The organism is Massilia sp. CT11-137, assembly GCF_047302885.1.
GTDB lineage: Bacteria > Pseudomonadota > Gammaproteobacteria > Burkholderiales > Burkholderiaceae_D > Telluria > Telluria orientalis.
On the sequence record NZ_JBKYMP010000001.1, the window covers coordinates 3,550,837 to 3,575,646 of the forward strand.

Annotated in this window: 18 protein-coding genes and 1 pseudogene; 9 read left to right on the plus strand and 10 right to left on the minus strand. The window is 70.1% G+C overall.

Going from position 1 to position 24,810, the window contains the following annotated elements:
- Position 1 precedes the first annotated feature (1 nt).
- Positions 2 to 907, minus strand: a complete 906-nt coding sequence (locus tag ACEN98_RS15915; protein ID WP_413385769.1) for a LysR family transcriptional regulator — start codon at positions 905 to 907, stop codon at positions 2 to 4.
- Between the two features lie 124 nt (positions 908 to 1,031).
- Between ACEN98_RS15915 and gcl the strand changes: the two genes are divergently transcribed.
- From gcl to ACEN98_RS15945, 6 genes are all read left to right on the plus strand, one after another.
- Positions 1,032 to 2,801 carry a glyoxylate carboligase gene (gene gcl / locus ACEN98_RS15920; protein ID WP_413385770.1) on the plus strand — a complete coding sequence of 590 codons (1,770 nt, stop codon included), beginning with the start codon at positions 1,032 to 1,034 and terminating at the stop codon, positions 2,799 to 2,801.
- Positions 2,802 to 2,816: 15 nt separating this feature from the next.
- On the plus strand, positions 2,817 to 3,608 hold the full coding sequence (gene hyi / locus ACEN98_RS15925; protein WP_413385771.1) for a hydroxypyruvate isomerase: 792 nt from the start codon (positions 2,817 to 2,819) through the stop codon (positions 3,606 to 3,608).
- A 24-nt stretch (positions 3,609 to 3,632) separates the two neighbouring features.
- Complete coding sequence (locus tag ACEN98_RS15930; RefSeq protein ID WP_413385772.1) at positions 3,633 to 4,529, plus strand: 2-hydroxy-3-oxopropionate reductase; 897 nt, start codon at positions 3,633 to 3,635, stop codon at positions 4,527 to 4,529.
- 131 nt (positions 4,530 to 4,660) lie between these two features.
- Positions 4,661 to 5,926: a glycerate kinase gene (locus tag ACEN98_RS15935; protein ID WP_413385773.1), complete on the plus strand. Its 1,266-nt coding sequence runs from the start codon at positions 4,661 to 4,663 to the stop codon at positions 5,924 to 5,926.
- Between the two features lie 201 nt (positions 5,927 to 6,127).
- Positions 6,128 to 7,558, plus strand: a complete 1,431-nt coding sequence (gene pyk, locus ACEN98_RS15940; protein ID WP_413385774.1) for a pyruvate kinase — start codon at positions 6,128 to 6,130, stop codon at positions 7,556 to 7,558.
- Between the two features lie 68 nt (positions 7,559 to 7,626).
- The gene (locus ACEN98_RS15945; protein WP_413385775.1) at positions 7,627 to 8,448 is read left to right on the plus strand and encodes an isocitrate lyase/PEP mutase family protein; all 822 of its coding nucleotides are present in this window, start codon (positions 7,627 to 7,629) and stop codon (positions 8,446 to 8,448) included.
- An 87-nt stretch (positions 8,449 to 8,535) separates the two neighbouring features.
- Here the strand turns inward: ACEN98_RS15945 and ACEN98_RS15950 are convergent, their stop codons facing one another.
- Together ACEN98_RS15950 and ACEN98_RS15955 are read right to left on the minus strand one after the other, a co-directional pair.
- Positions 8,536 to 9,165, minus strand: a complete 630-nt coding sequence (locus tag ACEN98_RS15950; RefSeq protein ID WP_413385776.1) for a response regulator transcription factor — start codon at positions 9,163 to 9,165, stop codon at positions 8,536 to 8,538.
- Positions 9,162 to 10,451, minus strand: a complete 1,290-nt coding sequence (locus ACEN98_RS15955) for a sensor histidine kinase (RefSeq protein WP_413385777.1) — start codon at positions 10,449 to 10,451, stop codon at positions 9,162 to 9,164. The genes ACEN98_RS15950 and ACEN98_RS15955 overlap by 4 nt, the downstream gene beginning before the upstream one ends.
- 127 nt (positions 10,452 to 10,578) lie before the next feature.
- On the opposite strand from ACEN98_RS15955, the gene ACEN98_RS15960 reads away from it, so the two are divergent.
- On the plus strand, positions 10,579 to 12,792 hold the full coding sequence (locus tag ACEN98_RS15960) for a TonB-dependent receptor (RefSeq protein WP_413385778.1): 2,214 nt from the start codon (positions 10,579 to 10,581) through the stop codon (positions 12,790 to 12,792).
- Positions 12,793 to 12,807: 15 nt separating this feature from the next.
- Here ACEN98_RS15960 and ACEN98_RS15965 read toward each other — a convergent pair whose 3' ends face one another.
- On the minus strand, positions 12,808 to 13,731 hold the full coding sequence (locus ACEN98_RS15965) for an AraC family transcriptional regulator (protein ID WP_413385779.1): 924 nt from the start codon (positions 13,729 to 13,731) through the stop codon (positions 12,808 to 12,810).
- Positions 13,732 to 13,801: 70 nt separating this feature from the next.
- Positions 13,802 to 14,987: pseudogene (locus ACEN98_RS15970) on the minus strand (YbfB/YjiJ family MFS transporter).
- 79 nt (positions 14,988 to 15,066) lie between these two features.
- Between ACEN98_RS15970 and ACEN98_RS15975 the strand changes: the two are divergent.
- Positions 15,067 to 15,654 (plus strand): TetR/AcrR family transcriptional regulator, encoded by a 588-nt coding sequence (locus ACEN98_RS15975; protein ID WP_413385780.1) that lies wholly within the window; start codon positions 15,067 to 15,069, stop codon positions 15,652 to 15,654.
- Here ACEN98_RS15975 and ACEN98_RS15980 read toward each other — a convergent pair whose 3' ends face one another.
- Together ACEN98_RS15980 and ACEN98_RS15985 are read right to left on the minus strand one after the other, a co-directional pair.
- Positions 15,655 to 16,242: a DUF1349 domain-containing protein gene (locus ACEN98_RS15980; protein WP_413385781.1), complete on the minus strand. Its 588-nt coding sequence runs from the start codon at positions 16,240 to 16,242 to the stop codon at positions 15,655 to 15,657.
- A gap of 24 nt (positions 16,243 to 16,266) precedes the next feature.
- Entirely contained in the window at positions 16,267 to 19,215 is a 2,949-nt protein-coding gene (locus ACEN98_RS15985) for a triple tyrosine motif-containing protein (RefSeq protein WP_413385782.1), read from the minus strand.
- 154 nt (positions 19,216 to 19,369) lie between these two features.
- On the opposite strand from ACEN98_RS15985, the gene ACEN98_RS15990 reads away from it, so the two are divergent.
- Entirely contained in the window at positions 19,370 to 20,665 is a 1,296-nt protein-coding gene (locus ACEN98_RS15990; RefSeq protein ID WP_413385783.1) for a cytochrome P450, read from the plus strand.
- Between the two features lie 165 nt (positions 20,666 to 20,830).
- Here the strand turns inward: ACEN98_RS15990 and ACEN98_RS15995 are convergent, their stop codons facing one another.
- Genes ACEN98_RS15995 through puuE form a run of 3 tightly spaced genes read right to left on the minus strand, consistent with a single transcriptional unit; the run spans position 20,831 to position 24,799 of the window.
- Complete coding sequence (locus ACEN98_RS15995) at positions 20,831 to 22,075, minus strand: M20 family metallopeptidase (RefSeq protein WP_413385784.1); 1,245 nt, start codon at positions 22,073 to 22,075, stop codon at positions 20,831 to 20,833.
- Between the two features lies 1 nt (position 22,076).
- Entirely contained in the window at positions 22,077 to 23,849 is a 1,773-nt protein-coding gene (gene uraD, locus ACEN98_RS16000; protein ID WP_413385785.1) for a 2-oxo-4-hydroxy-4-carboxy-5-ureidoimidazoline decarboxylase, read from the minus strand.
- A gap of 5 nt (positions 23,850 to 23,854) precedes the next feature.
- Positions 23,855 to 24,799 (minus strand): allantoinase PuuE, encoded by a 945-nt coding sequence (gene puuE, locus ACEN98_RS16005; RefSeq protein ID WP_413385786.1) that lies wholly within the window; start codon positions 24,797 to 24,799, stop codon positions 23,855 to 23,857.
- Between the last annotated feature and the right edge of the window lie 11 nt (positions 24,800 to 24,810).

Below are 24,810 nucleotides of genomic sequence, written 5' to 3' on the forward strand. Positions count from 1 at the left end.
GTCAGGACTCCCAGTACCCCGGCGTGTTGTACACCGCCTTCAGGTGATCGATGAAGTGCCGGATCTTCGCCGGCAGGTAGCGCTGCTGCGGGAACACGGCCTGGATCGGATAATTCCCGACCGCGTATTCGTCCAGCACCGTCACGAGCTCTCCCCGTTTCAGCTCGGCCTGGATCTCCCACGTGGAGCGCCAGCCGATGCCCAGTCCCTGTTTCACCCAGTCGAACAGCAGCTCGCCGTCGTTGCAGGCGAGGTCGCCGTCCACGCGCACGGCGAACAGCTTGCCGTCGCGCTGGAACGTCCAGCCGCGCTGCTGGCCGCCCTGCAGGTTGAAGGCGAGGCAGTTGTGGCGCGCGAGATCTTCCGGCGCGCGCGGCACGCCGTGGCGCTCGAAGTAGTCGGGCGTGCCGCACACGACGCGGCGGTTGGGGAAGAGCGGAATCGCCACGTAGTTCGGGTCCGTCACCTCGCCGATGCGGATCGACATGTCGTAGCCTTCGCGCACGAGATCGACGACGCTGTCCGTGAAGTTGAACGACATCTTGAGTTCCGTGTGGATGGCGCGGAAGGCCGGCGCGTGCGGCGCCACGTGCTTGCGCCCGAACGCCGCCGGCGCCGACACGACCAGGTGGCCGCGCACCGTGCTGCGGCCCGCGCTGATGCTGTTTTCCGTGATGTCGAAATCGCGCAGCAGCTGGCGACACGGTTCGATGAATTGTTCGCCCAGCGCCGTCAACGTGAGGCCGCGCGTCGAGCGGTGCATCAGGCGCACGCCGAGGCGTCGTTCCAGTGCGTCCAGGCGCCGACCCATGACGACGGGCGTCACGCCTTCCGCCAGCGCGGCGCCGGCGAAACTGCCCTTCTCGGTGATGAGTACGAAGCTGCGTATTTCGGTGTAGCGGTCCATGCCTTTTATCCCATTCAATACTTAAAGTATCGACAGAGCCGATAATAGCAGCAATTCAACTTGCCGTGGGTTATGGCTATGCTGGGTCATCAGTCCAAGACTAACCATAGCAACGGAGGAGAACATGGCCCGAATGAGAGCAATCGACGCAGCGGCGGAAGTGCTGCGCAAGGAAGGTGTGAGTACGGTGTTCGGCGTGCCCGGCGCCGCGATCAACCCGTTTTACTCGGCGATGAAGAAGAACGGCGGCTTCGAGCACGTGCTCGCCCGCCACGTGGAAGGCGCCTCGCACATGGCCGAGGGCTATACCCGCGCCAAGGCCGGCAACATCGGCGTCTGCATCGGCACGTCGGGTCCGGCCGGCACCGACATGATCACGGGCCTGTACTCCGCCTGGGCCGATTCGATACCTATCCTATGCATTACGGGCCAGGCGCCCCGTGCCCGCCTGTACAAGGAAGACTTCCAGGCCGTCGACATCGAGTCGATCGCCAAGCCGGTCACCAAGTGGGCCGTCACCGTGCGCGAGCCGGACCTGCTGCCGCGCGTCGTCCAGCAGGCCTTCCACCTGATGCGCTCCGGCCGCCCGGGCCCCGTGCTGATCGACCTGCCGTTCGACGTGCAGGTGGCCGAGATCGAATTCGACGTCGACACGTACGAGCCGCTGCCGGTCTACAAGCCCGCGGCGACCCGTGCCCAGGCCGAAAAGGCGCTGGCGATGCTGAACGCGGCCGAGCGTCCGCTGATCGTCTGCGGCGGTGGCGTGATCAATGCCGACGCCGCCGCGCGCCTGCGGGAATTCGCGGAGATCGTCGGCGTCCCGGTGATTCCCACCTTGATGGGCTGGGGCGCGATCCCCGACGACCACCCGCTGATGGCCGGCATGGTCGGCCTGCAGACGTCGCACCGCTACGGCAACGCGACGATGCTCGAATCCGACTTCGTGATCGGCATCGGCAACCGCTGGGCGAACCGCCACACGGGTTCCGTCGACGTCTACAAGAAGGGCCGCAAGTTCGTCCACATCGACATCGAACCCACGCAGATCGGCCGCGTGTTCGGGCCGGACCTGGGCATCGTCTCCGACGCGGGCGCCGCGCTGGACCTGCTGATCGACGTGGCCCGCGGCATGGCGTCCATCGGCGGCCTGCCGAACAGGAGCGGCTGGGCGGCGCAGTGCCAGGAACGCAAGCGCACGATGCTGCGCAAGACGCACTTCGAGAACAACCCGATCAAGCCGCAGCGCGTGTACGAAGAGATGAACCGCGCCTTCGGCAAGGACACGACGTACGTCAGCACGATCGGCCTGTCGCAGATCGCCGCCGCGCAGTTCCTGCATGTGTACAAGGAGCGCAACTGGATCAACTGCGGCCAGGCGGGTCCTCTGGGCTGGACCGTGCCGGCCGCACTGGGCGTCGTCGCGTCCGGCGCCAAGACGGACGTCGTCGCGATTTCGGGCGACTACGACTTCCAGTTCATGATCGAGGAACTGGCCGTCGGCGCGCAATTCAAGCTGCCGTACCTGCACGTCGTCGTGAACAACGCCTACCTCGGCCTGATCCGCCAGGCGCAGCGCGGCTTCGACATGGATTACTGCGTCCAGCTGGCGTTCGAGAACATCAACGCGCCGGACCTTGGCGCCTACGGTGTCGACCACGTGGCCGTGGCCGAAGGCCTGGGCTGCAAGGCGATCCGCGTGCGCCAGGTCGACGACATCCAGCCGGCGTTCGCCGAGGCGCGCCGCCTGATGAACGAGCACCGCGTGCCGGTGATCGTCGAGATCATCCTGGAGCGCGTGACCAACATCGCGATGGGCCTGGAGATCGACGCCATCAACGAATTCGAAGCGCTGGCCGACCATCCGGGCGATGCCCCGACCGCGATTCGCGTCTGAAGCAAGGAGAAAGACATGCCAAGATTTGCTGCCAACCTGACGATGCTGTTCAACGAACTGCCGTTCCTCGACCGCTTCGAAGCGGCGCGCGACGCGGGGTTCAAGGGCGTCGAATACCTGTTCCCGTACGGGTTCGAAAAGGAAGCGCTGGCGGAACGCCTGCAGGAATTCGGCCTGACGCAGGTCCTGCACAACCTGCCGGCCGGTGACTGGGAAAAAGGTGAACGCGGCATCGCGGTGCTGCCGGGCCGCGAGGCCGAGTTCCGCGAAGGCGTCGCCCGCGCCATCGACTACGCGAAAGCGCTGAACTGCCGCCAGGTGAACTGCCTGGTGGGCATCGCGCCCGCCGGCGTCGACGAAGGCACGCTGCGCCGCACCGTCGTCGAGAACCTGCGCTACGCGGCGACGCAGCTGAAGCAGGCCGGTGTCAGGCTGCTGATCGAACCGATCAACACGTACGACATCCCGGGCTTCTACCTGAACACGACGCGGCAGGCGCTCGACCTGATCGACTCGGTGGGCGCGGACAACCTGTTCGTCCAGTACGACGTCTACCACGCCCAGCGCACCGAAGGCGAGCTGGCGAAGACGGTCGAGAAGCACCTGGCCCGCATCGCGCACATCCAGGTCGCGGACAACCCCGGCCGCAACGAGCCGGGCACGGGCGAGATCAATTATCCGTTCCTGTTCAGGCACCTCGACCGCATCGGCTACGACGGCTGGATCGGCTGCGAGTACAAGCCGGCCGCGGACACCCGCGCGGGCCTGGACTGGATCGCCGCATTGGGCCCGAAATTGGCTGGTTAATCAATTCAAGCAAGGAGACACATCATGGCAAACATCGGATTCATCGGCCTGGGCATCATGGGTGCCCCGATGGCGGGACACCTCATCAACGACGGCCACACGCTGTTCACCAACACCGTCGGCCCGACCCCGTCGGCGCTCGTCGAAGCGGGCGCCCGCGTGTGCCTGAACGGCGCCGAAGTGGCGGCGCAGGCGGACATCATCTTCATCATGGTCCCGGACACCCCGCAGGTGGACGAGGTCCTGTTCGGCAAGGACGGTGTCGCGTCGGCTCTGTCGGCCGGCAAGATCGTCGTCGACATGAGCTCGATCTCCCCGGTCGCCACGAAGGATTTCGCCAAGCGCATCAACGCGCTGGGCTGCGAGTACCTGGATGCGCCGGTGTCGGGCGGCGAAGTGGGCGCCAAGGCCGCGAGCCTGACCATCATGGTCGGCGGCAGCGAGGCGGCGTTCGCGCAAGTGAAGCCGCTGTTCGACAAGATGGGCAAGAACATCACGCTCGTCGGCGGCAACGGCGACGGCCAGATCACCAAGGTCGCCAACCAGATCATCGTCGCGCTGACGATCGAAGCGGTCGGCGAGGCGCTGCTGCTGGCCGCCAGGGCCGGTGCCGATCCGGCCCGCGTCCGCGAGGCGCTGATGGGCGGTTTTGCGAACTCTCGCATCCTCGAAGTGCATGGCGAACGGATGGTCAAGCGCACGTTCGCGCCGGGCTTCCGCATCGACCTGCACCGCAAGGACCTGAACCTGGCGCTGACCACCGGCCGCCAGCTGGGCGTGGCGCTGCCGAACACCGCCACCGCGCAGGAACTGTTCAACACCTGCGCCGCGCACGAGGGCGGCAGCTGGGACCACTCCGCGATGGTGCGTGCTCTGGAGATCATGTCGAACTTCGAGATCGGCCAACGCACGCCGACGTGACGAGGACGCTACGCGTGCGCGCGCGGCGCCCACCCTACGATTCGACGCCGACGTAGGGTGGGCACCCCGTGCCCACGTCGCGAGCAGCCGCTCATCCGAGGCGGCACCCGGGAACCAAACAGGAGACTTTGATGACCACGATGACCCCACGCGAACTGCTGGCCAGCATGTTCACCGCCGCCGTCGGCGCGGCCCAGCCCGCGCTGTGCATCCCGCGCAACCTGCCGGCGCCGCCGAAAGGCCGCACGGTGGTGATCGGCGCCGGCAAGGCGTCCGCCGCGATGGCGCAGGCGCTGGAGCGCAGCTGGCCCGGGCCCCTGTCGGGCCTCGTCGTCACGCGCTACGGCTATGCCGTGCCGTGCGAACGCATCGAGATCGTCGAAGCCGCCCATCCGGTCCCCGACGCCGCCGGCCGCGAAGCCGCCCAGCGCATGCTGCGCACGGTGCGCGGCCTGTCCGCGGACGACCTTGTGATCTGCCTGATCTCCGGCGGCGGTTCCGCGCTGCTGCCGCTGCCGGGCGAGGGCGTCACGCTGGAAGACAAGCAGGCGATCAACCGCGCGCTGCTCGCTTCCGGCGCCAGTATCACCGAAATGAACTGCGTGCGCCGCCACCTGTCCGCCATCAAGGGCGGCCGGCTGGCCGCGGCCTGCCACCCGGCGCGCGTGGTCAACCTGCTGATTTCCGACGTCCCGGGCGACAATCCGATGGACATCGCCTCCGGTCCCACCGTGGCCGACCCGACGACCTGCGCGGATGCGCTGGAAGTCGTGCGCCGCTACGGCATCGACCTGCCAGCGGGCGCGCGCCGCCTGCTCGAATCCGGCGACGGCGAGACGATCAAGCCGGGCAACCGGCGCCTGGAACACGTCGAAACGCACATCGTCGCGTCGCCGCAGATGGCGCTGGAAGCCGCGGCGGACGTCGCCCGCCAGGCCGGCGTGACGCCGCTGATCCTCGGCGACAGCATCGAGGGCGAGGCGCGCGACGTGGCCAAGGTCATGGCCGGCATCGCCCTGCAGGCGCGCCGCCACGGCCAACCGGTGGCGGGGCCGTGCGTGCTGCTGTCCGGCGGCGAGACGACGGTCACCCTCCGCGGCAACGGCCGCGGCGGCCGCAACGTCGAATTCCTGCTGGCGCTCGCCGTTGCGCTGGACGGTGCGCCGGACATCCACGCGCTGGCCGGGGACACGGACGGCGTCGACGGCGCGGAGGAAATCGCCGGCGCGTTCGTCACGCCGGACACGCTGGCCCGCGGCTGGGAACGCGGCCTGCCGCCGCGCGCGAGCCTCGAGAACAACGATGCGCACACCTTCTTCCGTGCGCTGGGCGATTCCCTCGTCACGGGGCCCACCTTGACCAACGTGAACGATTTCCGCGCGATCTACGTGGCTTAACGCTAATCAGTCGGGGTCAGAGCCCACCCGTGAACACCGGGCTCTGACCCCGAGAAAAGAGAAAGTCTTCCCTTTAACGGGTGCGCCGCGGCGGCGGCGTACCCGTTTTTTTTCCCCCTAGTCAGTCGGGGTCAGAGCCCACCCGTGAAAACCGGGCTCTGACCCCGAGAGTAAACTGACCCCGAGAGTAAAGGACTCACCATGCTACGCCAGCGCCGTGCCCGTATTCTTGCCACCCTCGGCCCCTCCAGTTCCACCCCCGACCAGATCTACGCGCTGGCGCTTGCCGGCGCCGACGTCTTCCGTTTGAACTTCAGCCACGGCAGCCACGACGACCACGCCGCGCGCTACAACATCATCCGCAGCGTCGAACGCGACATCGGCCGTCCCATCGGCGTGCTGATGGACTTGCAGGGACCGAAGCTGCGCGTCGGCCGCATGGCCGGCGGCAAGGCGATGCTCGAAACGGGCAGCCGCTTCCGCCTCGACCTCGACGCGACGGAGGGCGACGCGACCCGTGCCGGCATGCCGCATCCGGAAATCTTCGCCGCGCTGCGCCCCGGCACCGACCTGCTGCTGGACGACGGCAAGCTGCGCCTGCGCGTGGACGCCTGCGGTGCCGACTTCGCCGAGACGACCGTGATGGCGGGCGGCGCGCTGTCCGACCGCAAGGGCGTCAACGTGCCCGGCGTCGTGCTGCCGATCTCCCCGCTGACGACGAAGGACCGCGCCGACCTCGCGTTCGGCCTGGAACTGGGCGTGGACTGGGTCGCGCTGTCGTTCGTGCAGCGCCCCGAGGACATCGTCGAGGCGAGGAACCTGATCGGCGAGCGCGCCTGGATCATGGCCAAGCTGGAAAAGCCGGCCGCGATCGACGCGCTGGACGGCATCGTGCTGCTTGCCGACGGCATCATGGTGGCGCGCGGCGACCTGGGCGTGGAGCTCCCGCCCCAGCAGGTGCCCGTGCTGCAGCGCCGGATCGTGCATGCCGCGCGCGCGGCCGGCCGCCCCGTCGTCGTCGCCACGCAGATGCTGGAATCGATGACGACCGCGCCGGTGCCGACGCGCGCCGAGGTGTCGGACGTCGCCACCGCCATCTACGAAGGTGCGGATGCCGTGATGCTGTCGGCCGAATCGGCGTCCGGCCAGTACCCGGTGCAATCGGTGGCCGTGATGGACAACGTGATCCGCGAAGTGGAGCAGGACCCGCGCTGGCGCGAAGGCCTGGACGCGAGCCACAAGCCGGCCGACAGGACGACCGCGGACGCCATCTGCTGCGCGCTGCGCCGCGTGACGAACCTGCTGGCGCCCGCCGCCACCGTCACGTATACCGCAAGCGGCGCGACGTGCCTGCGCGCGAGCCGCGAGCGTCCCACCGCGCCGATCCTCGCGCTCACGCCGAAGATGGCCATCGCGCGCCGCCTCGCGCTCGTGTGGGGCGTGCATCCGGTGCCGTTCGAGGAAGCGGAAGGCTTCGACCGCATGGTGGCGGACGGCGTCGCGGCCGCGCGCTTCCACGGCCTGGCCGACGCGGGCGACGACGTCGTGGTGGTGGCGGGCTTCCCGTCCGGGCGGCCGGGCCGCACGAACCTGCTGCACGTCGTGCGCGTGGGCGAGGAACCGGTCGTGTGACTATGTGCGCATCTTCCGCCATGGTGGCTCTGGTAACGTAGCGTTTCCACCACCGACAGGAGAAGCGCATGAAGACCCAGCTGGAAAAAGCGCAGGCGTTCGTCGACCTGCACCGCCGCGGCAACTGCTTCGTCATCCCGAACCCGTGGGATGCGGGATCGGCGAAGCTGCTGCAGCACCTGGGCTACCAGGCGCTGGCGGGCACCAGCGCCGGCTTCGCGTTCTCGAAGGCGAAGACGGATCCGACGATCACCATCGCGGAGATGTTGCCGCACCTGGCCGAACTGGCCGCGGCGACCGACCTGCCGCTGTCCGCCGACCTGCAGTCCGGCTTCGGCGCCGCGCCGGAAGACGCGGCCCGTACGATCGTCGAAGCGGCGGCGACGGGCATCGTCGGCGGTTCCATCGAGGACGCGAGCGACGATCCGGAAGCCCCGCTGTACGACATCGAGCTCGCCACCGACCGCATCCGCGCGGCCGTGGAGGCGGCCCGTGGACTCCCCTTCAAATTCATGCTGACGGCGCGCGCGGAAAACTTCCGCGTCGGCCGCCCGGACCTGGCCGACACCATCCGTCGCCTGCAGGCTTACCAGGAAGCGGGTGCCGACGTGCTGTTCGCGCCGGGCATCGCGAAGCCGGACGACATCGCGGCCGTCGTCCGCGCCGTCGACCGGCCCGTGAACTTCATGGCCGGCGCGCCGGGCCTGGGCCTGACCGTGGCGGAGCTGGCGGCGCTGGGCGTCGCACGCGTGAGCCTGGGCGCGTCGCTTGCGCGGGCCGCGTACGGCGCGCTCGTGCGCGACGCGAAAGAAGTGCTGGAGCAGGGCACCTTCGGGTATGCGGACCACGCCCTTCCGGCGGCGGAGTTAAATCGTATTTTCACCGCGTGAGGTTGAGCGTCGCCCCGGCGAAGGCCGGGGCCCAAGTTCGTAGCGCAGTCGCGACGCAAACAAAATTGGCGGGAACGACGGTTCCGATCACGCCGGCACCGCACCCCCGAACTCCACGATCCCCAGCCGCGCCGCCAGGTGCATCAAACGGAAATCGTTGTCCGCCCCCAGCTTCTGGCGCACGGACGTGAGGGTGTTCAGCACCGTCTTCGGGCTGACCGTGAGCTGGGCCGCGATGGCCTGCACGGATTCGCCGTGCACGAGCAGGCGCAGCATGTCGAATTCGCGCGGCGTCAGGCCGTCCAGCGGCGCCGGCGCCACCGCGGCCGCCACGTCGGACGACAGCACGCGCGTCCCGGTCATCACGGCGCGGATGCCCGTGATGAGTTCTTCCGGCTCGCTGCGCTTGGTGAGGTAGCCGTGCGCGCCCGCCTTCAACGCCTGGGCGACGTGGCCGGCGCTGTCGTGCATCGACAGCACCAGCACCTGCAGGCCGGGCTGGCGGGCGCGCATGCCGGCGATGGCTTCCAGGCCGCTGCTGCCTTTCAGGCTCAGGTCGACGATGGCGACGTCCGGCCGGACCTGCTGGACGAGCGCGTTCGCCTCCGGCGCGCTCGCTGCCTCGCCGACGACGTCGAAATCGGGCTCGGCGCACAGGAGGCGGCGGTAGCCGCTGCGGACGACGGCGTGGTCGTCGACGAGGACGATGCGGATCATGCCGGCACCTCCGTGGTCTCGGGCACCGGCAGCGGCAGCGTCGCCAGCAGCCGCAGGCCGCCCGTCGGGCCGGCCACGAGCCGCAGCTGGCCGCCCGCCATGGCGATGCGTTCCGTGATCCCGAGCAGGCCGCCATGCCATGTCGCGCCCTCCTCGGGCAGGCCGCGGCCGTCGTCGCGCACTTCCAGCACGAGGCCGCCGCTGCGCACCGCGAGCCGCACGACGCACAGCGACGCGCCGCTGTGGCGGACCACGTTCGTCACGGCTTCCTGCACGACGCGGTAGACCGTCAGCGACAGCAGCTCGCCCACGTCCGGCAGCTGCGTGGGCAGGTCGAGCTCGAAATCGATGTCCGTGTGGCGCGCGCGCCAGCCCAGCACCAGTTCGCGCAGGGTCTGCGCGAGGCCGGCCCCGTGCAGGCCGTGCGGGCGCAACGTCTTCAGCATCGCGCGCAACTGCTCGCCGCACGTGCGGATCTCGCGCCGCAGGTCCGTCGCGCATTCGGCCACCGCGTCGCGCGTCAGCATGTTCGCATGGCGCGCGAGATGGGTCGCGGTGACGTTCAGCGCCGTCAGCGTCTGGCCCATCTCGTCGTGCAGCTCGCGCGCCAGCACGCGCCGTTCGTCTTCCTGCACCGTGATCAGCTGGCGCGCCAGCGCGTGCTGCGCGCCGCGCGCGTCCGCCAGCGTGCGCGCGAGGTGAGTGATGGCGTCGGCCACGCGGCGGAATTCGCGCAGCGCGAACGCGGGCAGGGCGGGATCGGGTTCGCCCCGCGCCAGGCGGTGCAGGCCCGCCTCCAGCGCGCGCACGGGCGACAGCGCGCGGTCGGCGCACCACCACGTGACGGCCAGGGTTGTACCGGAAAAGAACAACAGGGTGATCCAGATTTGCACAGTGTCGTGCAGGCGCTCGCCGATTTCCGACTCGGGATTCGGCGCGATGTAGAGCAGTTGCCCGCCGATGCGGATCGCCCGCTCGCCGCGGTCCGGCGGGGCGAACCCCAGCCAGGCGGGCAGCGGGTGCGCGGCGCGCTGCGGCGGCGGTTCGTCCGCCGTGCGGATGCTCAGGTGGCGCAGGCCGGCGCCGGCGAGCAGCGCGCGTACGGCGCCCGCGTCGGCGGCGGGGGCGCTGCCGGCCGCCACGAGCACGTTCACGAGACGCGTGGACGCGTCCACCTCGGCACGGATGTCGCTCCGGAGTGAATACAGTTGTATCAGCGTGGTCATGGCCAGCAGGCTGCCCAACAGAAGGCAGAGCGAGCCGAGCAGGCGGCGACGCAAGTCCATGTTCCCCTCGTCATGTGATGTTTGCCCTTGTGTACGCAACTTCCATACCAGTCGGGAATTTTTCCCTGTCGCCGCCACCGCGGCGCTGGAATAGTTCGTGCAAAAGAAAGCACAAGGAGACATCGATATGACCCGCACCGCACTCGCCGCCGCCGTCGCGGCACTCTGTCACGGCATCGCCGCTGCCGAACCGGCGCCCGCCATCGTGGAAATCGTCGGCACGACGCCGCTGCAGGGCCTCGGCGTCGCGCGCGAACGGATCCCCGCGAACGTCCAGGCGCTGGACGGCGACGACATGAACGACCCGTCCGCCGCGACCTTGCCGGCCGCGTTGAACCGGCGCCTGGGCAGCGTGTTCGTCAACGAGATCCAGGGCAATCCATTCCAGCCGGACGTCAGCTACCGGGGCTTCACCGCGTCGCCGCTGCTCGGCACGCCGCAGGGATTGTCCGTCTACGTCGATGGCGTGCGCATGAACCAGCCGTTCGGCGACGTCGTCAGCTGGGACCTGATCCCGCGCGCGGCCATTTCCACGCTGAGCCTCATGCCGGGCTCGAATCCGCTGTTCGGCCTGAACACGCTGGGCGGCGCGCTCGCGGTTCGCACGAAGGATGGCCTGCACGATGCGGGCAGCGCCGTGCAGGCGCAGGCGGGTAGTTACGGCCACGGCGAGATCGTGTTCGAGCACGGGGGACACGACGACCGTGGCCTGCACTGGTACGTCACGGGCACGGCGTTCCGCGACGGCGGCTGGCGCGACGACTCGCCCACGCGCCTCGGCCAGATGTTCGGCAAGGTGGGCTGGCACGACGGCGTCACGGACGTGGCGGCGAGCGTCGCGCTGTCCGGCAGCCGCCTGGCCGGCAACGGGCTGCAGGAGCAGCGGATGCTCGACCGGGACTACGCGAGCGTCTACACGAAGCCGGACGTGACGCGCAACCGCGCCGTGCTGTTCAACCTGACCGGCAGCCGCAAGGTCGCGGACGGCGTGCTGTTGTCCGGGAACGCGTATTACCGCTACATCCGCACGACCACGTTCAATGGCGACTTGAACGATGACGACGACGGGCTGTTCGACGCCATCGTCAACCGCACCGCAGGCACGCAGACGAACCATGGGCTGAGCGGACAGGCCGAGTTTTCCGACCGCCTGACAGTGGGCGCGGCGTACGACGCGAGCCGCGCGGACTTCCGCCAGGATGCGCAATATGGCGACTTGCATGCGGACCGCAGCGTCACGCCGGTGCACGTGTTCGACGACGACATGGCCATCGACCTCGTCGGCCGCACGCGCACGTGGAGCGTCTTCGCGACGGATACCATCGACCTGCGCGACGACCTGCACGTCACGCTGTCCGGGCGCTACAACCGGACGACGGTGCACAACCGCGACCGGATCAATCCGGGCGGCGGCGGCGGCTCGCTCGACGGCGACCACCGTTTCGGCCGCTTCAATCCGGCGCTCGGCATCACCTGGGCGCCGTCGCGCAAGTTCAACGTGTATGCCGGCTACGACGAAGGCAGCCGCACGCCGACGGCCGTGGAACTGGGCTGCGCGGATCCGGAACATCCCTGCAAGCTGCCGAACGCGATGGCGGGCGATCCGCCGCTGAAGCAGGTCGTCACGCGCACGTGGGAAGCGGGCGTGCGCGGCACCATCGGCCGGATACACTGGAACGCCAGCGTGTTCCGCGCGACGAACGACGACGACATCCTGTTCGTCGCGGACGATGCGGCGGGCTTCGGCTACTTCCGCAATTTCGGCCGCACGCGGCGCCAGGGCGTCGAGCTGGGCGTCGACGGCCGCGCCGGGCCGGTGACCGTCTCCGCGTACTACACGTACCTGCACGCGACGTTCGCCAGCGGCGAGACGGTGGGCGGCGAGGGCAACAGCAGCGCGGATGCCGACGGCAATATCGCGATCCGTCCCGGCGACCGCATCCCCCTGATACCGCGCCACGTGTTCAAGGCGCGCGCGGCATGGCAGGTCACGCCTGCGTGGTCGGCGGAACTGGGCGTGCAGGCGGTTTCCGGCTCGACGGCGCGCGGCAACGAGAACGGCCTGCACCGCCCGGACGGCGCGGCGTACCTGGGCCGCGGCGCGACGACTGGCCATGCCGTGTTCGACTTCGGCACGGCGTTCCAGGCGACGCCGCGCCTGCGCGTGTTCGCCCAGGTCGACAACCTGTTCGACCGGCGCTATGCGACGGCGGCGCAGCTCGGCACGACCGGGTTCGATGCGGACGGCAGCTTCGCCAAGGAGGACCGCGTGCACTCGACGTTCTACGCGCCCGGCGCGCCGCGCACGGTTCGAGTGGGGGTGCGCTACACGTTCAACTGAGCTTCGACCGACGGCTCACACCCACAGCCGGTACATCCAGAACGATTCGTCCTCGGCGAAGCGGCGCGCGAACTCCGCCGGGGTGAAGCCGGTGATGCGCCGGACGGCGCGCGTCATGTGGGCCTGGTCGGCAAAACCTGCGTCCAGCGCCATCGTGGCCCAGTCGAACGGCTGGCCGGCGTCGTGGCGGTCGCGCGCCGCGAAGAACAGGCCTTCCGTGCGCACGATCGACTGCCATTCGCGCAACGAGCGGCCGCTGAACGATTTGATGCGGCGCTCCACGTGGCGCGGACTGTGCTCGCGCCGCCATTCGTGCGCCTGCCACGCGAGGCGCTCGACCCAGTTGCGGCCGAGCTGGCGTAGCGACGGCTGGTCCGTGGCGCGGCCGGACAGCGCCTGCCAGCGCCGCGCGAGATGGTGTTCGAACACGCCGACCATGTCCTCGTCGCGGCTCGCCAGCAGCGCGTCCCACAGCGGCGTCCACTCGCGGCCCATGACGGCGGCGGCGGGCACGAAGCGGTCCTGCACGCGCGCGAGGTCCAGGCCGAACAGCATGCGCGCGGCGTCCGCCTGGAACAGGGCCATGCAGCCGCGGCCCGTCGTCGGTGCCCACGACGTGGTGGGATGCGCCTGGGTGCCGGCGACCACGCACGCCGTGCCGAACGGCCGCCACACCGGCACGCCGCCCTCCATGCAGACCTGGCCCGCGTCGATGTCGCGGTACCACGACAACGACACGAGCTGCGACGACGGGAAGTGCGACAGGCGCTGGGCGTCGTTCAAGGTCACGTTGCGGACGTCGCGCCCGACGACGGCGACGAGCGCGCCCTGCAGCGACGCCGGCGGCAGACGAAGCCAGTCGGTCGGCGGGCCGTCGGGCGCGGCCCGCGGCGCGCGCGTCAGCGGATCGGGGCAGGGCAGGTGTTGTGTCGGGATCATGATCGGCGAGTATAACAAGACGTGATGCCATTTTGTTCACGGTGGCATCCGCTTGCACGGGGGCGCCGTCCTAGGCCTCTTGCGGAACGCGGTTCGACGCACCGGCGGCGAGCGCCGCCCACGCCGCGCGCGCCAGCAGCAGGTCCGACACCAGCGCGACGGCGAGGGCAGCGGCGCCGATCTCCATCAGCACCCGGTGGTCGCCCCCGGTCGCCGCGAAGATCCAGGAATACGCGTAGCCCGCGAGCGCCTGGAACAACGCGAAGATCGTCGTCGCGCGGCTCCACGCGGCGCCCTGCGCGGGCACGTCCTGCGGCAGGGTGTGGCGGATGCGGCCGAGGGTCAGCGGCACGATGCCCGGCGGGTAGGTGCCGATGACGAACGTGGCCGCCAGCAGGCCGGCGAGGCCGTGCGCGAGGACCAGCACGGCCGCGGCGAGGATCTGCAGGACCAGCGCGATGCGCGTCGCGGTGCCGATGCCGAGGCGGTCGCCCAGCACGCCGTACAGCATCGGCCCGGCCGTCGCGCCGAGGCCATAGACGACCCAGAACAGCGCCGCCGTATGGCTGCCCAGGTGCAGGCCGCGCGCCACGTAATCGACGAGGAACACCATCATGGGCACGAGGCCGACGGCCTTCAGCGCGTACTGCGCATAGATCAGTTTCAGCGCGAAGCCGGCGTGCGCGGGGGCGCGGCCGGCGCTGGCCGCGGGCGGCGGTCAGCAGCAGCGACAGCGCGCCCAGCCCGGCCCAGGTGGCGGCGAGGCCTTCGTTCAGCAGCAGCGGCACGACGGTGCCCGAGGCCGCGATGCCGAGCCCGAGCCCCAGGAAGATCGCGCCGCTGGCCACGCCGCGCCGCTCGGGCGGCACCTGCGGCAGGATGCTCAGCGCGGCCAGCACCATGATGATGCCGCCCGAAAGGCCCGACAGGAAGCGCCAGCCGAAGAACCAGGCGACGGACAGGGGCAGGGCGCAGGCGAAGAATGCGAGCGAGGCGAGCGCCATCATCAGCTGCAGGGTGCGCCGGCTGCCCAGGCGCGCGGCGAGCGGCCGGCCCGCCAGCGCGCCCGCCAGGTAGCCGACGAGGTTGGCCGCGCCGAGGAACACGACGTCCTGCGCGGCGAACCAGTGCGCCTCGATCAGCGGCGGAATCAGGGGCGTGTAGGCGAAGCGCGCGAGGCCGATGCCGACCAGGCTGGCGCACAGGCCGGCGAGGATGGCGCGCGTGGCGGCGGCGCGGTCGAGGGTGGTGTCCATGCTGGATCCTTGTGGGTGGCTCATGTTTGACAGGTTAGTCAAACTTGACAGGGCTGTCAAGGATGCCGATAATCGGGTCATGGCAGGCACAAAACAATTCGATGAAGACGAGGTGCTCGACCGCGCGCTGCTGCTGTTCTGGCGGCGCGGTTTCGGCGCGACGTCCATGCAGGACGTCGCGCAGGCGACCGGTGTCCTGCGCGGTTCGCTGTACCACGCGTACGGCGACAAGCAGGCGCTGTTCCTGCGCGTGTTCGGGCGTTACCGCACGCGTTACCTGGACAGCCTGCGCGAAGCGCTGGCCGCGCCCACGGCCGAGGAAGCGCTGCGGCGCTATCTGCGCCTGGCCATCGACATGGTGACGGCCGTCGATGACGACGAGGTGACGCGCGGCTGCCTGACGACGAAGACCGCGACGGACGAGACGGCGATGGACGATGCGATCCGGGCCGCGTTGCGCGGCCTGCTGGACGACGTGCAGCAGGCATTGGCGGAGCGCCTGGGGCAGCCCGACGTCGCCGGCCGGCTCGCGCTGCCGCCCGCCGCGGCCGCGCGCCTCGTCACGACGACGACGCGGGGCATGGTGGTGCTGGAGCGCGTGTACCGCGACGTCGCCCAGCTCGAAGCCGTGGCGGACGATCTGCTGCGGTTGATGTTTCCGGACTAGTCAGCTCAGGTCGTGCAGGTCCTTGCCGAGTGCGGGACCCAGCGTGAAGTCGCTGAATGCGACGTCGAGCCCGGCGCGCTGCGGCGTGCAGCACATCGGTCCCACCAGATAGCGCGGCGCGGCCGGGAAGGGCGCCAGGCGCAGCATCGGCCACGTCGCGCCGTCCGCCGAGTACTGCACGCGGATCACGCCGGCGCCGACGGTCACGCGCAGCCAGAAGCCGTCGGGCAGCGCCGGAGCCGGCGCCACGGCCCAGTCGGACGTCCCGTTCGTCAGCACGGTGCTGAGCAGTGCCTGGCCGTCCGAGAACTCGACGCCCACCTTGATCCAGCGCTGTTCGTCGACGCGGACCATGAGGCCGGCCTGGTCGTACAGTTCGGCGAACGCCGCGCGTACGTGCACCTGCGCCGTGAATCCGTCGGCGGCGGGCGCGCCGAAGAAGTGGCCGTTGTCGCGGATGAAGCCATAGCTCGTGATGCGCCAGAAATCCGTGCGGTCGCCGGTGACGACATGCAGCGTGCCGTCTTCGATCCGGTGCACCGGCGGTTCGTTGTGCCAGACGCAGTGGGCGAATGGTGCGGTATCCATGAGGCTTCTCCTTTGATCGGGTGTTCAGGCGTACGCGATCGGCGCCGGCACGCGCAGCGTCCACGCCGTGCCGTCGCCGGGCGCCGTCCGGACCGTCAGCGCCGCGCCGAGCGTGCGGGCGCGCTCGCGCAGGCCGGGGATGCCCCAATGGCCGTCGCGCCCGCGTTCCAGGTCGATGTCGTCCGGCAGGCCGACGCCATTGTCGGCGATCGTGACGACCAGCGCCGACGGTGCATACTGCAGCGTGACGTCGACCGCACGTGCGCGCGCGTGCGTGAACGCATTCCACAGCGCTTCGCGGGCGATGGCGAAGGCTTCGTCGGCGGCGGGTTCGCGCAGCCTGCGCGCGCGGCCGTCCGCATACAGGTGGAAGGCGATACCGGCGTCGCGGGCCAGCGGTTCGGCGAGGCGGCGCAGCGCGCCGGCCAGGTCGGCGTCGGGCACGGCGGAGGTGCGCAGGCCGGCCACGCGGTCGCGGCCCTCGGCCACGACGCCGTTGGCGCGCGCCAGGGCGGCTTCCAGCGGCGCGCGGGCGTCCGCCGTCAGCCGGCTGGCCGTGCTCCAGAACAGCAGCATCAGGCCCTGGATCGATTGCAGCAGCGTGTCGTGCAGTTCGCGCGCGATGCGTTCGCGCTCGGCGGTCCGCTCGCCCATGCGGACGGCGAGCCGGCGTGCGGTCCGGCGCATCCAGAACAATTGCAGGCGCCATGCGACGACCACCGCCGCCACGACGCACAGGACGCGGAACCAGGTGGTCTGCGTCAGGCTCGGGGCGATGTCGAACGCGAGCGCGGCGCCCTCCGTGTTCCACACGCCGTCGTCGTTCGACGCGAGCACGCGGAACCGGTAGTGGCCCGGCGCGAGATTGGTGTAGTGGGCGGACCGCTCGCCGCCGTCGCGCCAGTCGTGGTCGACGCCGTCGAGCCGGTAGCGGAAGGCCACGCGCCCGGGTTCGCGATAGGAGAGCGCGGTGAAGTCCACGTCCAGCGTGTCCGTCCCCGCCGGCAGGCGCATGCCGTCGCCGGCCGCGAACGCGGTCGCGCCGGACTTCAGTCCCGTGATGACGACGGGCGGCACCAGGGTATTGCGCGGCAGCGCGGCCGGGTCGAAGCCGTACACGCCGCCGATCGTCGTGAACCACAGCGTGCCGTCGTCGCTGCGCACCGCGGACGGCACCGGGATGATCGCCCCGGCCGTGCCGCGCAGGCCGTCACGGTAATCGAGCCGGCCGTAGGCGACGGCGTACCCGGGGTCGCGCAGCACCCGCTGCTGTTCGGCCGGCGCGATGCTGGAAATGCCGCCGGCGCCGTTGAGCCACAGGGTGCCGTCGCGCGCGAACACCATGCCCGTGATGCCGGCGAACGGCTCGCCGTTGCGACCCGCGACGGGAGTGAAGCGGGTGCCGTCGAAATGCATGAGCCCATTCTCGCCGCCGATCCAGGCGCCGGCGCCGGCCGGCAGGATCTGGACGACGGTGCCGACCGTGAGGCCGTCCGCGCGGCCGTAATGCCGTATCCGGCCGCCGTCGAGGAGGACGAGGTCGTCGCCGACGGAGCCGAACCAGACCCGCCCGCGCCGGTCCGCCGCGACGGTGGCCGCCGCGTAGGTCTCCAGTGCCGCGATGCCGCCCCCGGCGATCCACCGTCCCTCGCGCCAGGCCGCGACGCCGCGCCGGCCCAGCGCCATCCACAACGTGCCGGCGCTGTCCTGCGCCATCGCGTAGGTGGTGGCCGGGCCGTCGATGCCGGGATGCAGGCGGCGCCATCCCGAGCCGTCCGGCCGCACGGTCCACAGTCCGCCGAAGCCGGCGGCCCAGACGTCGCCCGCCGGGCCCCGGTACAACGCGGTGATCGTGTCGTTCACGCCGGGCGGCGCGTGGCCGTAGTCGCGCGCTGGGGCGCCGGGGGCGGCCAGCCACGCATGGCCGGCCCACACGCCGGCGCCCGCGCCGCCCGCGAGCGGCAGCGCGTCCGACGCGGCATCGCCCGACAGCGCCTCGGCCCGCACGCGCGGCGCGCGGAAGCGGTCGAGGCCACTTTCGGTCCCGACCCAGACATTGCGTTCGCGGTCCTCGAACACGGCCTGCACCTTGCGTCCGGAGAGCCCGTGCTCGGCCCACATGCGCCCGAGCCGGCCGTCCTCTGCGCCGCGCACGATGCCCGAGCCGTCGGCCACCCAGGCATGGCCGTCGTGGTCGAAGGCGAACAGGGTCGCGCCTTTCGGCACATCCCACGCGGACGGCGTTCCGCGCGCCGGGCCGGCCAGCATGCGCAGCGCGGAGCGCGCCTCGTCCGTCGCCCAGACGCTGCCGTCCGGGTGGGCGACCAGGGGCAACAAGGTCGACAGGGGGGTGAGCAATTCGAAGCGGGTGCCTCCCTTCGGCAGCACGAATACCCCGGCGGTGCCGCCGGCCCACAGCGTGCCGTCGCGGTCCGCCAGCAGGGAGGCGAACCCGCTGTCGGGCACCCCGAGCGCGGGGTCGCATGGCTGCCAGCGGCCATCGGCGCCGAGGACGAGCAGGCCGCGGCCGGTGGCGAGCCACAGGCGGCCGGCAGCGTCGCGCGCGGCGGCAAAGACCGAGCCGGCCGGTCCGCCCTCCTTGCCGCCGGGGTAGTGGCGCATGCGGCCGGCCACCATCAGGCTCACGCCGCCGTACTTGTAGCCGACCCACATCCGGCCATCGGGCAGCACGCCGATGCCGGCCACGTTCGACGACAGCGGCGCCTCGCTGCCTGCCGCGCGCAGGAAGCGCACGCCATCGAATTTGTACAGGCCGGACGTGCTGCCGATCCAGATCCAGCCGTCCGGGGTCTGCGCGATGCCGGTGATGTTGGAGGGCGCGCCTTCGCGGGCCGTCCAGCTGGCGTGCGGCAGGCCGAGCACGGGGGCCTTGTCCACGGGCGCCGCGTGGGCGGGGAGGATGCAGACGATGGCTGCCAGCAGCGCCGCGACGGGTCGAAAGATTGACGTCATTCCCGACAGTATAAAAGCTGTCGGTTCGGCGTGCCAACTGATCGTCGATGTCGTTTTCGTTCAATACCGGGTTCGCGCACCGGGCCGAGAATGCCAGGCATGAAAACGACCACGCCCCCCTCCCGGCCTGACGGGCTGGCGCTTCCTGCGCGCGATGTCGCGCGACCTGCTCGGCGCATTGTCCGCGTGGCGCGACGAGTACGGCGGCATGGTGCACCTGCGGATCTGGCCCGAGCACCAGATCCTCGTCACCGACCCCGAACGGGTGCGCGAACTGCTCGTCGACCATCACGACGCGCTGGTGCGCTGGGAGCGCGCCATCGAGGTGTTCGCCCAGGTGCATGGCATCAGTACGCTCACGTCGGAAGGCGCCGCATGGCGCACCAAGCGGCACGCACTGCAGCCCGCGTTCACGCCGAAGGCCGTGCAGGCCTTCGTGCCCGCGATGGCGCTTGCCGCCGACGCCGCATTCGCGCAATGGCCGCAGGCCGACGGCGCGTGGACGATCGAGAGCGCCTTCACGTCGCTGGGCATGGACGTGATCATGCGGATGACGTTTTCCAGCGGCGTGACGGCCGACACGCGCGATGCCGAATGGGCCGTGCACCAGCTGAGCGTCGAGGGGGCCGCCGAGATGTACTGGCCCCGGAGCTGGCCCGACTGGATGCCGTGGAAGGCGAAGAAGCGCCGCGCGCTCGCGACGCTCGACCGGCTGATCGACGGCCACGTGCGGGCGCGCATGGCGATGCCGCAGGCCGACTGGCCGCAGGACCTGCTCACGCGCCTGCTGGCGTTGCACGTCGAGGACCCCGTCGCGTGGCCGCTGAAAGCCGTGCGCGACGAGTGCATGTCGGCGTTCCTGGCGGGCCACGAGACGACCGCCGCGACCCTGACGTGGTGGTCATGGTGCATGGCCGCGAATCCGTCCGCGCCGGCGGCCGCCCGCGCGGAGGTGGACGCCGTCCTGCAGGGCAGGCTGCCCACGGCCGCCGACCTCCCGGCGCTGGACTACCTGGGCCGCACCTTGCAGGAGACCCTGCGCCTCCATCCCGCCGCGCCCATACTTATCACGCGCCGGTCGGTGCGGCCGATCACGCTGGGCGGCTGGCAACTGCCGGCCCGGACGATGTTCGGCATACCGCTGCACCTGATGCACCACGACGCCCGCTGGTTCCCGGAACCGGATGCGTTCCGCCCCGAGCGTTTCGCGTCCGGCGCGCCCCCGATCCCGCGCGGCGCCTTCATGCCGTTCGGGACGGGCCCGCGCGTGTGCCTGGGCCAGCATCTCGCGCTGGCGGAGACGACCCTGCTCGCCGCGATGTTCCTGCAGCGGTACACGGTCGAGGCGCCGGCCGGTATGGCGGCGCCGAAGCCCGTCTTCAACATCACGCTGAGGCCGGAGACGCCGCTGACGCTGCGGCTGACGGCGCGCTCCTCGCCGTATCCGTAACCGCTAACGCGTAATGCCGCCGCATAGCCGGCGTCCGCGTGGGCACGGGGTGCCCACCCGACGGTGCATCAGTCGAGCGGGTAGGGTGGGCGGCCCTCCGCCCACGCGTAATGCCGCCGCATAGCCGGCGTCCGCGTGGGCACGGGGTGCCCACCCGACGGTGTCTCAGTCGAGCAGGTCGAACAGCGTACGCGCGACGACCTTGGTTGCGCGGCGCAGGTCTTCCAGGTCGATGTGCTCGTCGGCGCGCTTGGCATTGCTTTCGCCGACCGTGCGCGGGCCGCAGCCGTACAGCACGGCCGGGACGCCCGCTTCGCCGAACAGGCGCGCGTCCGTGTACAGCGGCGTGCCGGCCGCGCTGATCTCTTCGCCGAACACATTCGTCGCGTGGCGCGACAGGGCGTCGACCAGCGGCCGGTTGCCGTCCAGCGGCTGCAGCGCGTTCGCCAGCAGCATGCGCTTGATCTCGATAGTGATGCCCTGGCTGTCCGCGACCGCGTCCTGGATCACCTTGCGGATCGTCGCTTCGACTTCCGCCGGGTTCTCTTCCGGGATCATGCGGCGGTCGAGCTTCAGCACGACCTTGCCCGGCACGACGTTCGTGTTGGTGCCGCCTTCGATCAGGCCCACGTTCAGGTACGGGTGGTTGATGCCCTTCACCTGGCTCTTCACCTTTTTATATTGCGTGTTCTGGTCGTACAGCGCGACGAGGATGCGGGTCGCGGCCTGCAGCGCGTCGACGCCCGTTTCCGGCACGGCCGCGTGGCCCATCTTGCCGTTGACCGTCACTTCCATCTGCAGGCAGCCGTTGTGCGCGGTGACGACCTGGTAGCTGAAGCCCGCGGCGATCAACAGGTCCGGCTTGACGAGGCCCTGCTGCAGCAGCCAGCCCGGACCCAGTTCGCCGCCGAATTCCTCGTCGTACGTGAAGTACAGTTCGACGCCGCCCTTCAGCGGGGCGCCCAGCGCTTCCAGGGCGCGCGTCGCGAACGTGAAGGTGGCGAAATCGCATTTGCTGACGGCGGACGCGCGGCCGAACAGCTGGCCGTCCACGACTTCGCCGCCGTACGGATCATGCGTCCAGCCTTCGCCCGGCGGCACCACGTCGCCGTGCGCGTTCATCGCGACGGTGCGGCCGGCGCCGTACTTGCGGCGCACGATCAGGTTCGTGATCGTCTCCAGGCCGGCGGCCTTGACGGTCGGCGCCGGCACCGAGTGCTTCTCGGCCTCGAAGCCGAATGCCTTCAGCAGGTCGGCGGCGCGCTCGGCGTGGGGCGCGTTGTTGCCCGGCGGGGTGTCGGTCGGCACGCGCACGAGCTCCTGCAGGAAGCGCACCTCCTCGTCGAAGTGGGCGTCGATCCAGGCATCGAGGGCCTCGTAGGGGGCGGCGGTTTTATCGGTCGTGGTCATGTCAGAATTCCGTGGCGAGTTGGTCGAGAAGGGTGTGGAAAGCCTGGACGCACAGTTCGGCGTCGTCGTTGGTGATGGATTCGAGCGGGTTGTGGCTGATGCCGGCGTTCAGCCCGCGCAGGAACAGCATGGCCTGCGGCAGGATGGCGTGGATCTTCATCGCATCGTGGCCGGCGCCGCTGGGCATGCGGAACACGGGCAGGCCCAGCGTCTCGACGGCACGTTCCCAGCGCTGGCGCCATTCGGTCGCGCAGGGCGCGGCGGCGGCGCGCATCGTTTCCTCCAGCGAGAACTGCAGGCCGCGGCGGGCGCAGATCGCGGCCAGTTCGGCCTGGATGTCGCTGGCGGCGGCATCGCGCACTTCGTCGGTCGTGGCGCGCACGTCCAGCGAGAAGCGGCAGCGTCCCGGCACGACGTTGATCGAGCCGTTCGGCACCTCCAGCATGCCGACGGTGGCGACGAGGTCCGGCACGGCGCCGCCGCGCTTCTCGGCGAACAGCACCAGCTCGGCCGCGGCGGCTGCCGCGTCGCGGCGCATCGTCATCGGCGTGGTGCCCGCGTGGCTGGCGACGCCGACGATCTCGCCGACGAATCGCACGCTGCCGTTGATCGAGGTGACGACGCCCAGGGGCAGGTCGAGGTCATTCAGCACCGGGCCCTGCTCGATGTGCGTCTCGACGAAGCCGAGATACTTCGAGGGATCGCGCTTCAACGCGGCGATGTCGTCGGCGTTCAGGCCAGCATGTGCGATGGCGTCGCGCATCGTGACGCCGTCCGCATCCTTCTGATCGAGCCAGTTCGTGTCGAAACCACCGCACAGCGCGCCCGACCCGAGAAACACGGCTTTGTAGCGCTGGCCTTCCTCTTCCGCGAAGCCGACGACTTCGATGCCGTACGACAGGCGCTTGCCCTGGCGGTGCAGTTCGCGCACGCACGCCATCGGCACGAGGATGCCCAGGCGGCCATCGTACTTGCCGCCGTTGCGCACGGTGTCGTAGTGCGAACCGGTCAGCAGGCGTTTCGCGGTAGGATCGGCGCCATGATAGATGCCGACCACATTGCCGACGGCGTCGATCGCGACGTCGTCGAAGCCGCACTCCTCGCGCATCCATGCCGCCAGCTGGGCGGCGGCCGCGCGGTGCGCGTCCGTCAGGTACGTCACGCACAACTCCCCGCGCTCGGCGTAACCGGGTTCGCTGTGGGCGGCCAGCTGTTCATGCCAGTCCCACACGAGGTTGCCGAGGGTCGGGTGCTGGTCGAACTTGTCGTCCAGGCGGATCTCGGCGATGCGGTGGATGTTGCGCAGCGCTTCCGCGAATTCGAAGTCCGGGCCATTGGCCAGGCGGCGCGCGAACGTGGCGATGATCTCCGCCTTTGGCAGGCCCAGGCCGCGCGGGCCGCGCACCGCCAGGATGAATGGGAAGCCGAATTTGGCGTTGTAGTCGGCGTTGAGCTTCTGGATCGTCGCGAATTCCTCCGGCGTGCAATTCGTCAGGCCGGCCTTGTTCTGTTCATTCGTCGATTCGGCCGTCAGCGTCTTGCTGACCATCGCCTTGCCGGCGAGCTCCGGGTGGGCGCGGATCAGGCCCAGTTGTTCTTCGCGCGACGCGTCGCGCACGGCTTCGACGAGGCCGCGCTTCAGCTGCGCCAAGGTGGCGAAAGGGCGCTTGGCCCAGGCGCGCGCGGCGATCCAGGGCGAGTGTTCGTAGACGCCGTCCAGCAGGGCGGTGAAGTCCGCTTCATCGGCGGCGTTGAGTGTCTCCAGCAGTAACATTGTGATTACTCCCACGCGAATGCGGTGTCGGGGTTGTACGGATGCACGCTCTTCCAGTGGCGCGCGATGTCGATGCGGCGCGTGACCCACACGCGGTCGTGCTGTTCGATGTAGTCCAGGAAGCGTTGCAGCGCGCGGAAGCGTCCCGGGCGGCCCAGCAGGCGGCAGTGCATGCCGATGCTGAGAATCGAGGGGCGCTCGCCGCCTTCCTCGTAGTGCACGTCGAACGCGTCGCGCAGGTACGCGAGGAACGGGTCGCCGTGCGAAAAACCTTGCGGCAGGGCGAAGCGCATGTCGTTCGTGTCCAGCGTGTACGGCACGACCAGTTGCGGTGCCTGCGTGCCGTCGGTCTTGCGGACCTTCAGCCAGAACGGCAGGTCGTCGCCGTAATAGTCGCTGTCGTATTCGAAGCCGCCGTAGTCGGCGACGAGGCGGCGCGTATTCGGGCTGTCGCGGCCCGTGTACCAGCCGAGCGCGCGTTCGCCCGTCAGGCGTTCGATCGCTTCCATGCCGCGCACCATGTCCGCGCGTTCGGTCGCTTCGTCGACGTTCTGGTAGCTGATCCAGCGGTGGCCGTGGCACGCGATCTCGTGGCCCAGCTCCTTGAATGCGGCCGTCACGTCGGGCGAGCGTTCCAGCGCCATGCCGACGCCGAAGATCGTCAGGGGGAGGCCGCGCTTCTCGAATTCGCGCAGGATGCGCCAGACGCCCACGCGCGAGCCGTATTCGTAGATGCTTTCCATCGACAGGTGACGGGCCGGGAACGACGCCGGGTTGAACATCTCGGACAGGAATTGCTCGCTGCCGGCGTCGCCGTGCAGCACGCTGTTCTCGCCGCCTTCCTCATAGTTCAGGACGAACTGCACGGCGACGCGGGCGCGGCCCGGCCAGTCGGCGTACGGTTGCTCGCGGCCGTAGCCGGCGAGGTCACGTGGATAGTGCTGGGTCATGATGGTGTCTT

Bases quoted from the DNA above. Each gene is read 5' to 3' on its own strand.
- ACEN98_RS15985 (WP_413385782.1), bottom strand. From the start codon at position 19,215: ATGACGTCAATCTTTCGACCCGTCGCGGCGCTGCTGGCAGCCATCGTC.
- ACEN98_RS15915 (WP_413385769.1), bottom strand. From the start codon at position 907: ATGGACCGCTACACCGAAATACGCAGCTTCGTACTCATCACCGAGAAG.
- ACEN98_RS15960 (WP_413385778.1), top strand. From the start codon at position 10,579: ATGACCCGCACCGCACTCGCCGCCGCCGTCGCGGCACTCTGTCACGGC.
- ACEN98_RS15965 (WP_413385779.1), bottom strand. From the start codon at position 13,731: ATGATCCCGACACAACACCTGCCCTGCCCCGATCCGCTGACGCGCGCG.
- ACEN98_RS15980 (WP_413385781.1), bottom strand. From the start codon at position 16,242: ATGGATACCGCACCATTCGCCCACTGCGTCTGGCACAACGAACCGCCG.
- ACEN98_RS15990 (WP_413385783.1), top strand. From the start codon at position 19,370: ATGTCGCGCGACCTGCTCGGCGCATTGTCCGCGTGGCGCGACGAGTAC.
- ACEN98_RS15975 (WP_413385780.1), top strand. From the start codon at position 15,067: ATGGCAGGCACAAAACAATTCGATGAAGACGAGGTGCTCGACCGCGCG.
- ACEN98_RS15950 (WP_413385776.1), bottom strand. From the start codon at position 9,165: ATGATCCGCATCGTCCTCGTCGACGACCACGCCGTCGTCCGCAGCGGC.
- ACEN98_RS15930 (WP_413385772.1), top strand. From the start codon at position 3,633: ATGGCAAACATCGGATTCATCGGCCTGGGCATCATGGGTGCCCCGATG.
- ACEN98_RS15935 (WP_413385773.1), top strand. From the start codon at position 4,661: ATGACCACGATGACCCCACGCGAACTGCTGGCCAGCATGTTCACCGCC.
- hyi (WP_413385771.1), top strand. From the start codon at position 2,817: ATGCCAAGATTTGCTGCCAACCTGACGATGCTGTTCAACGAACTGCCG.
- pyk (WP_413385774.1), top strand. From the start codon at position 6,128: ATGCTACGCCAGCGCCGTGCCCGTATTCTTGCCACCCTCGGCCCCTCC.
- gcl (WP_413385770.1), top strand. From the start codon at position 1,032: ATGGCCCGAATGAGAGCAATCGACGCAGCGGCGGAAGTGCTGCGCAAG.
- ACEN98_RS15945 (WP_413385775.1), top strand. From the start codon at position 7,627: ATGAAGACCCAGCTGGAAAAAGCGCAGGCGTTCGTCGACCTGCACCGC.
- ACEN98_RS15955 (WP_413385777.1), bottom strand. From the start codon at position 10,451: ATGGACTTGCGTCGCCGCCTGCTCGGCTCGCTCTGCCTTCTGTTGGGC.
- ACEN98_RS15995 (WP_413385784.1), bottom strand. From the start codon at position 22,075: ATGACCACGACCGATAAAACCGCCGCCCCCTACGAGGCCCTCGATGCC.
- uraD (WP_413385785.1), bottom strand. From the start codon at position 23,849: ATGTTACTGCTGGAGACACTCAACGCCGCCGATGAAGCGGACTTCACC.
- puuE (WP_413385786.1), bottom strand. From the start codon at position 24,799: ATGACCCAGCACTATCCACGTGACCTCGCCGGCTACGGCCGCGAGCAA.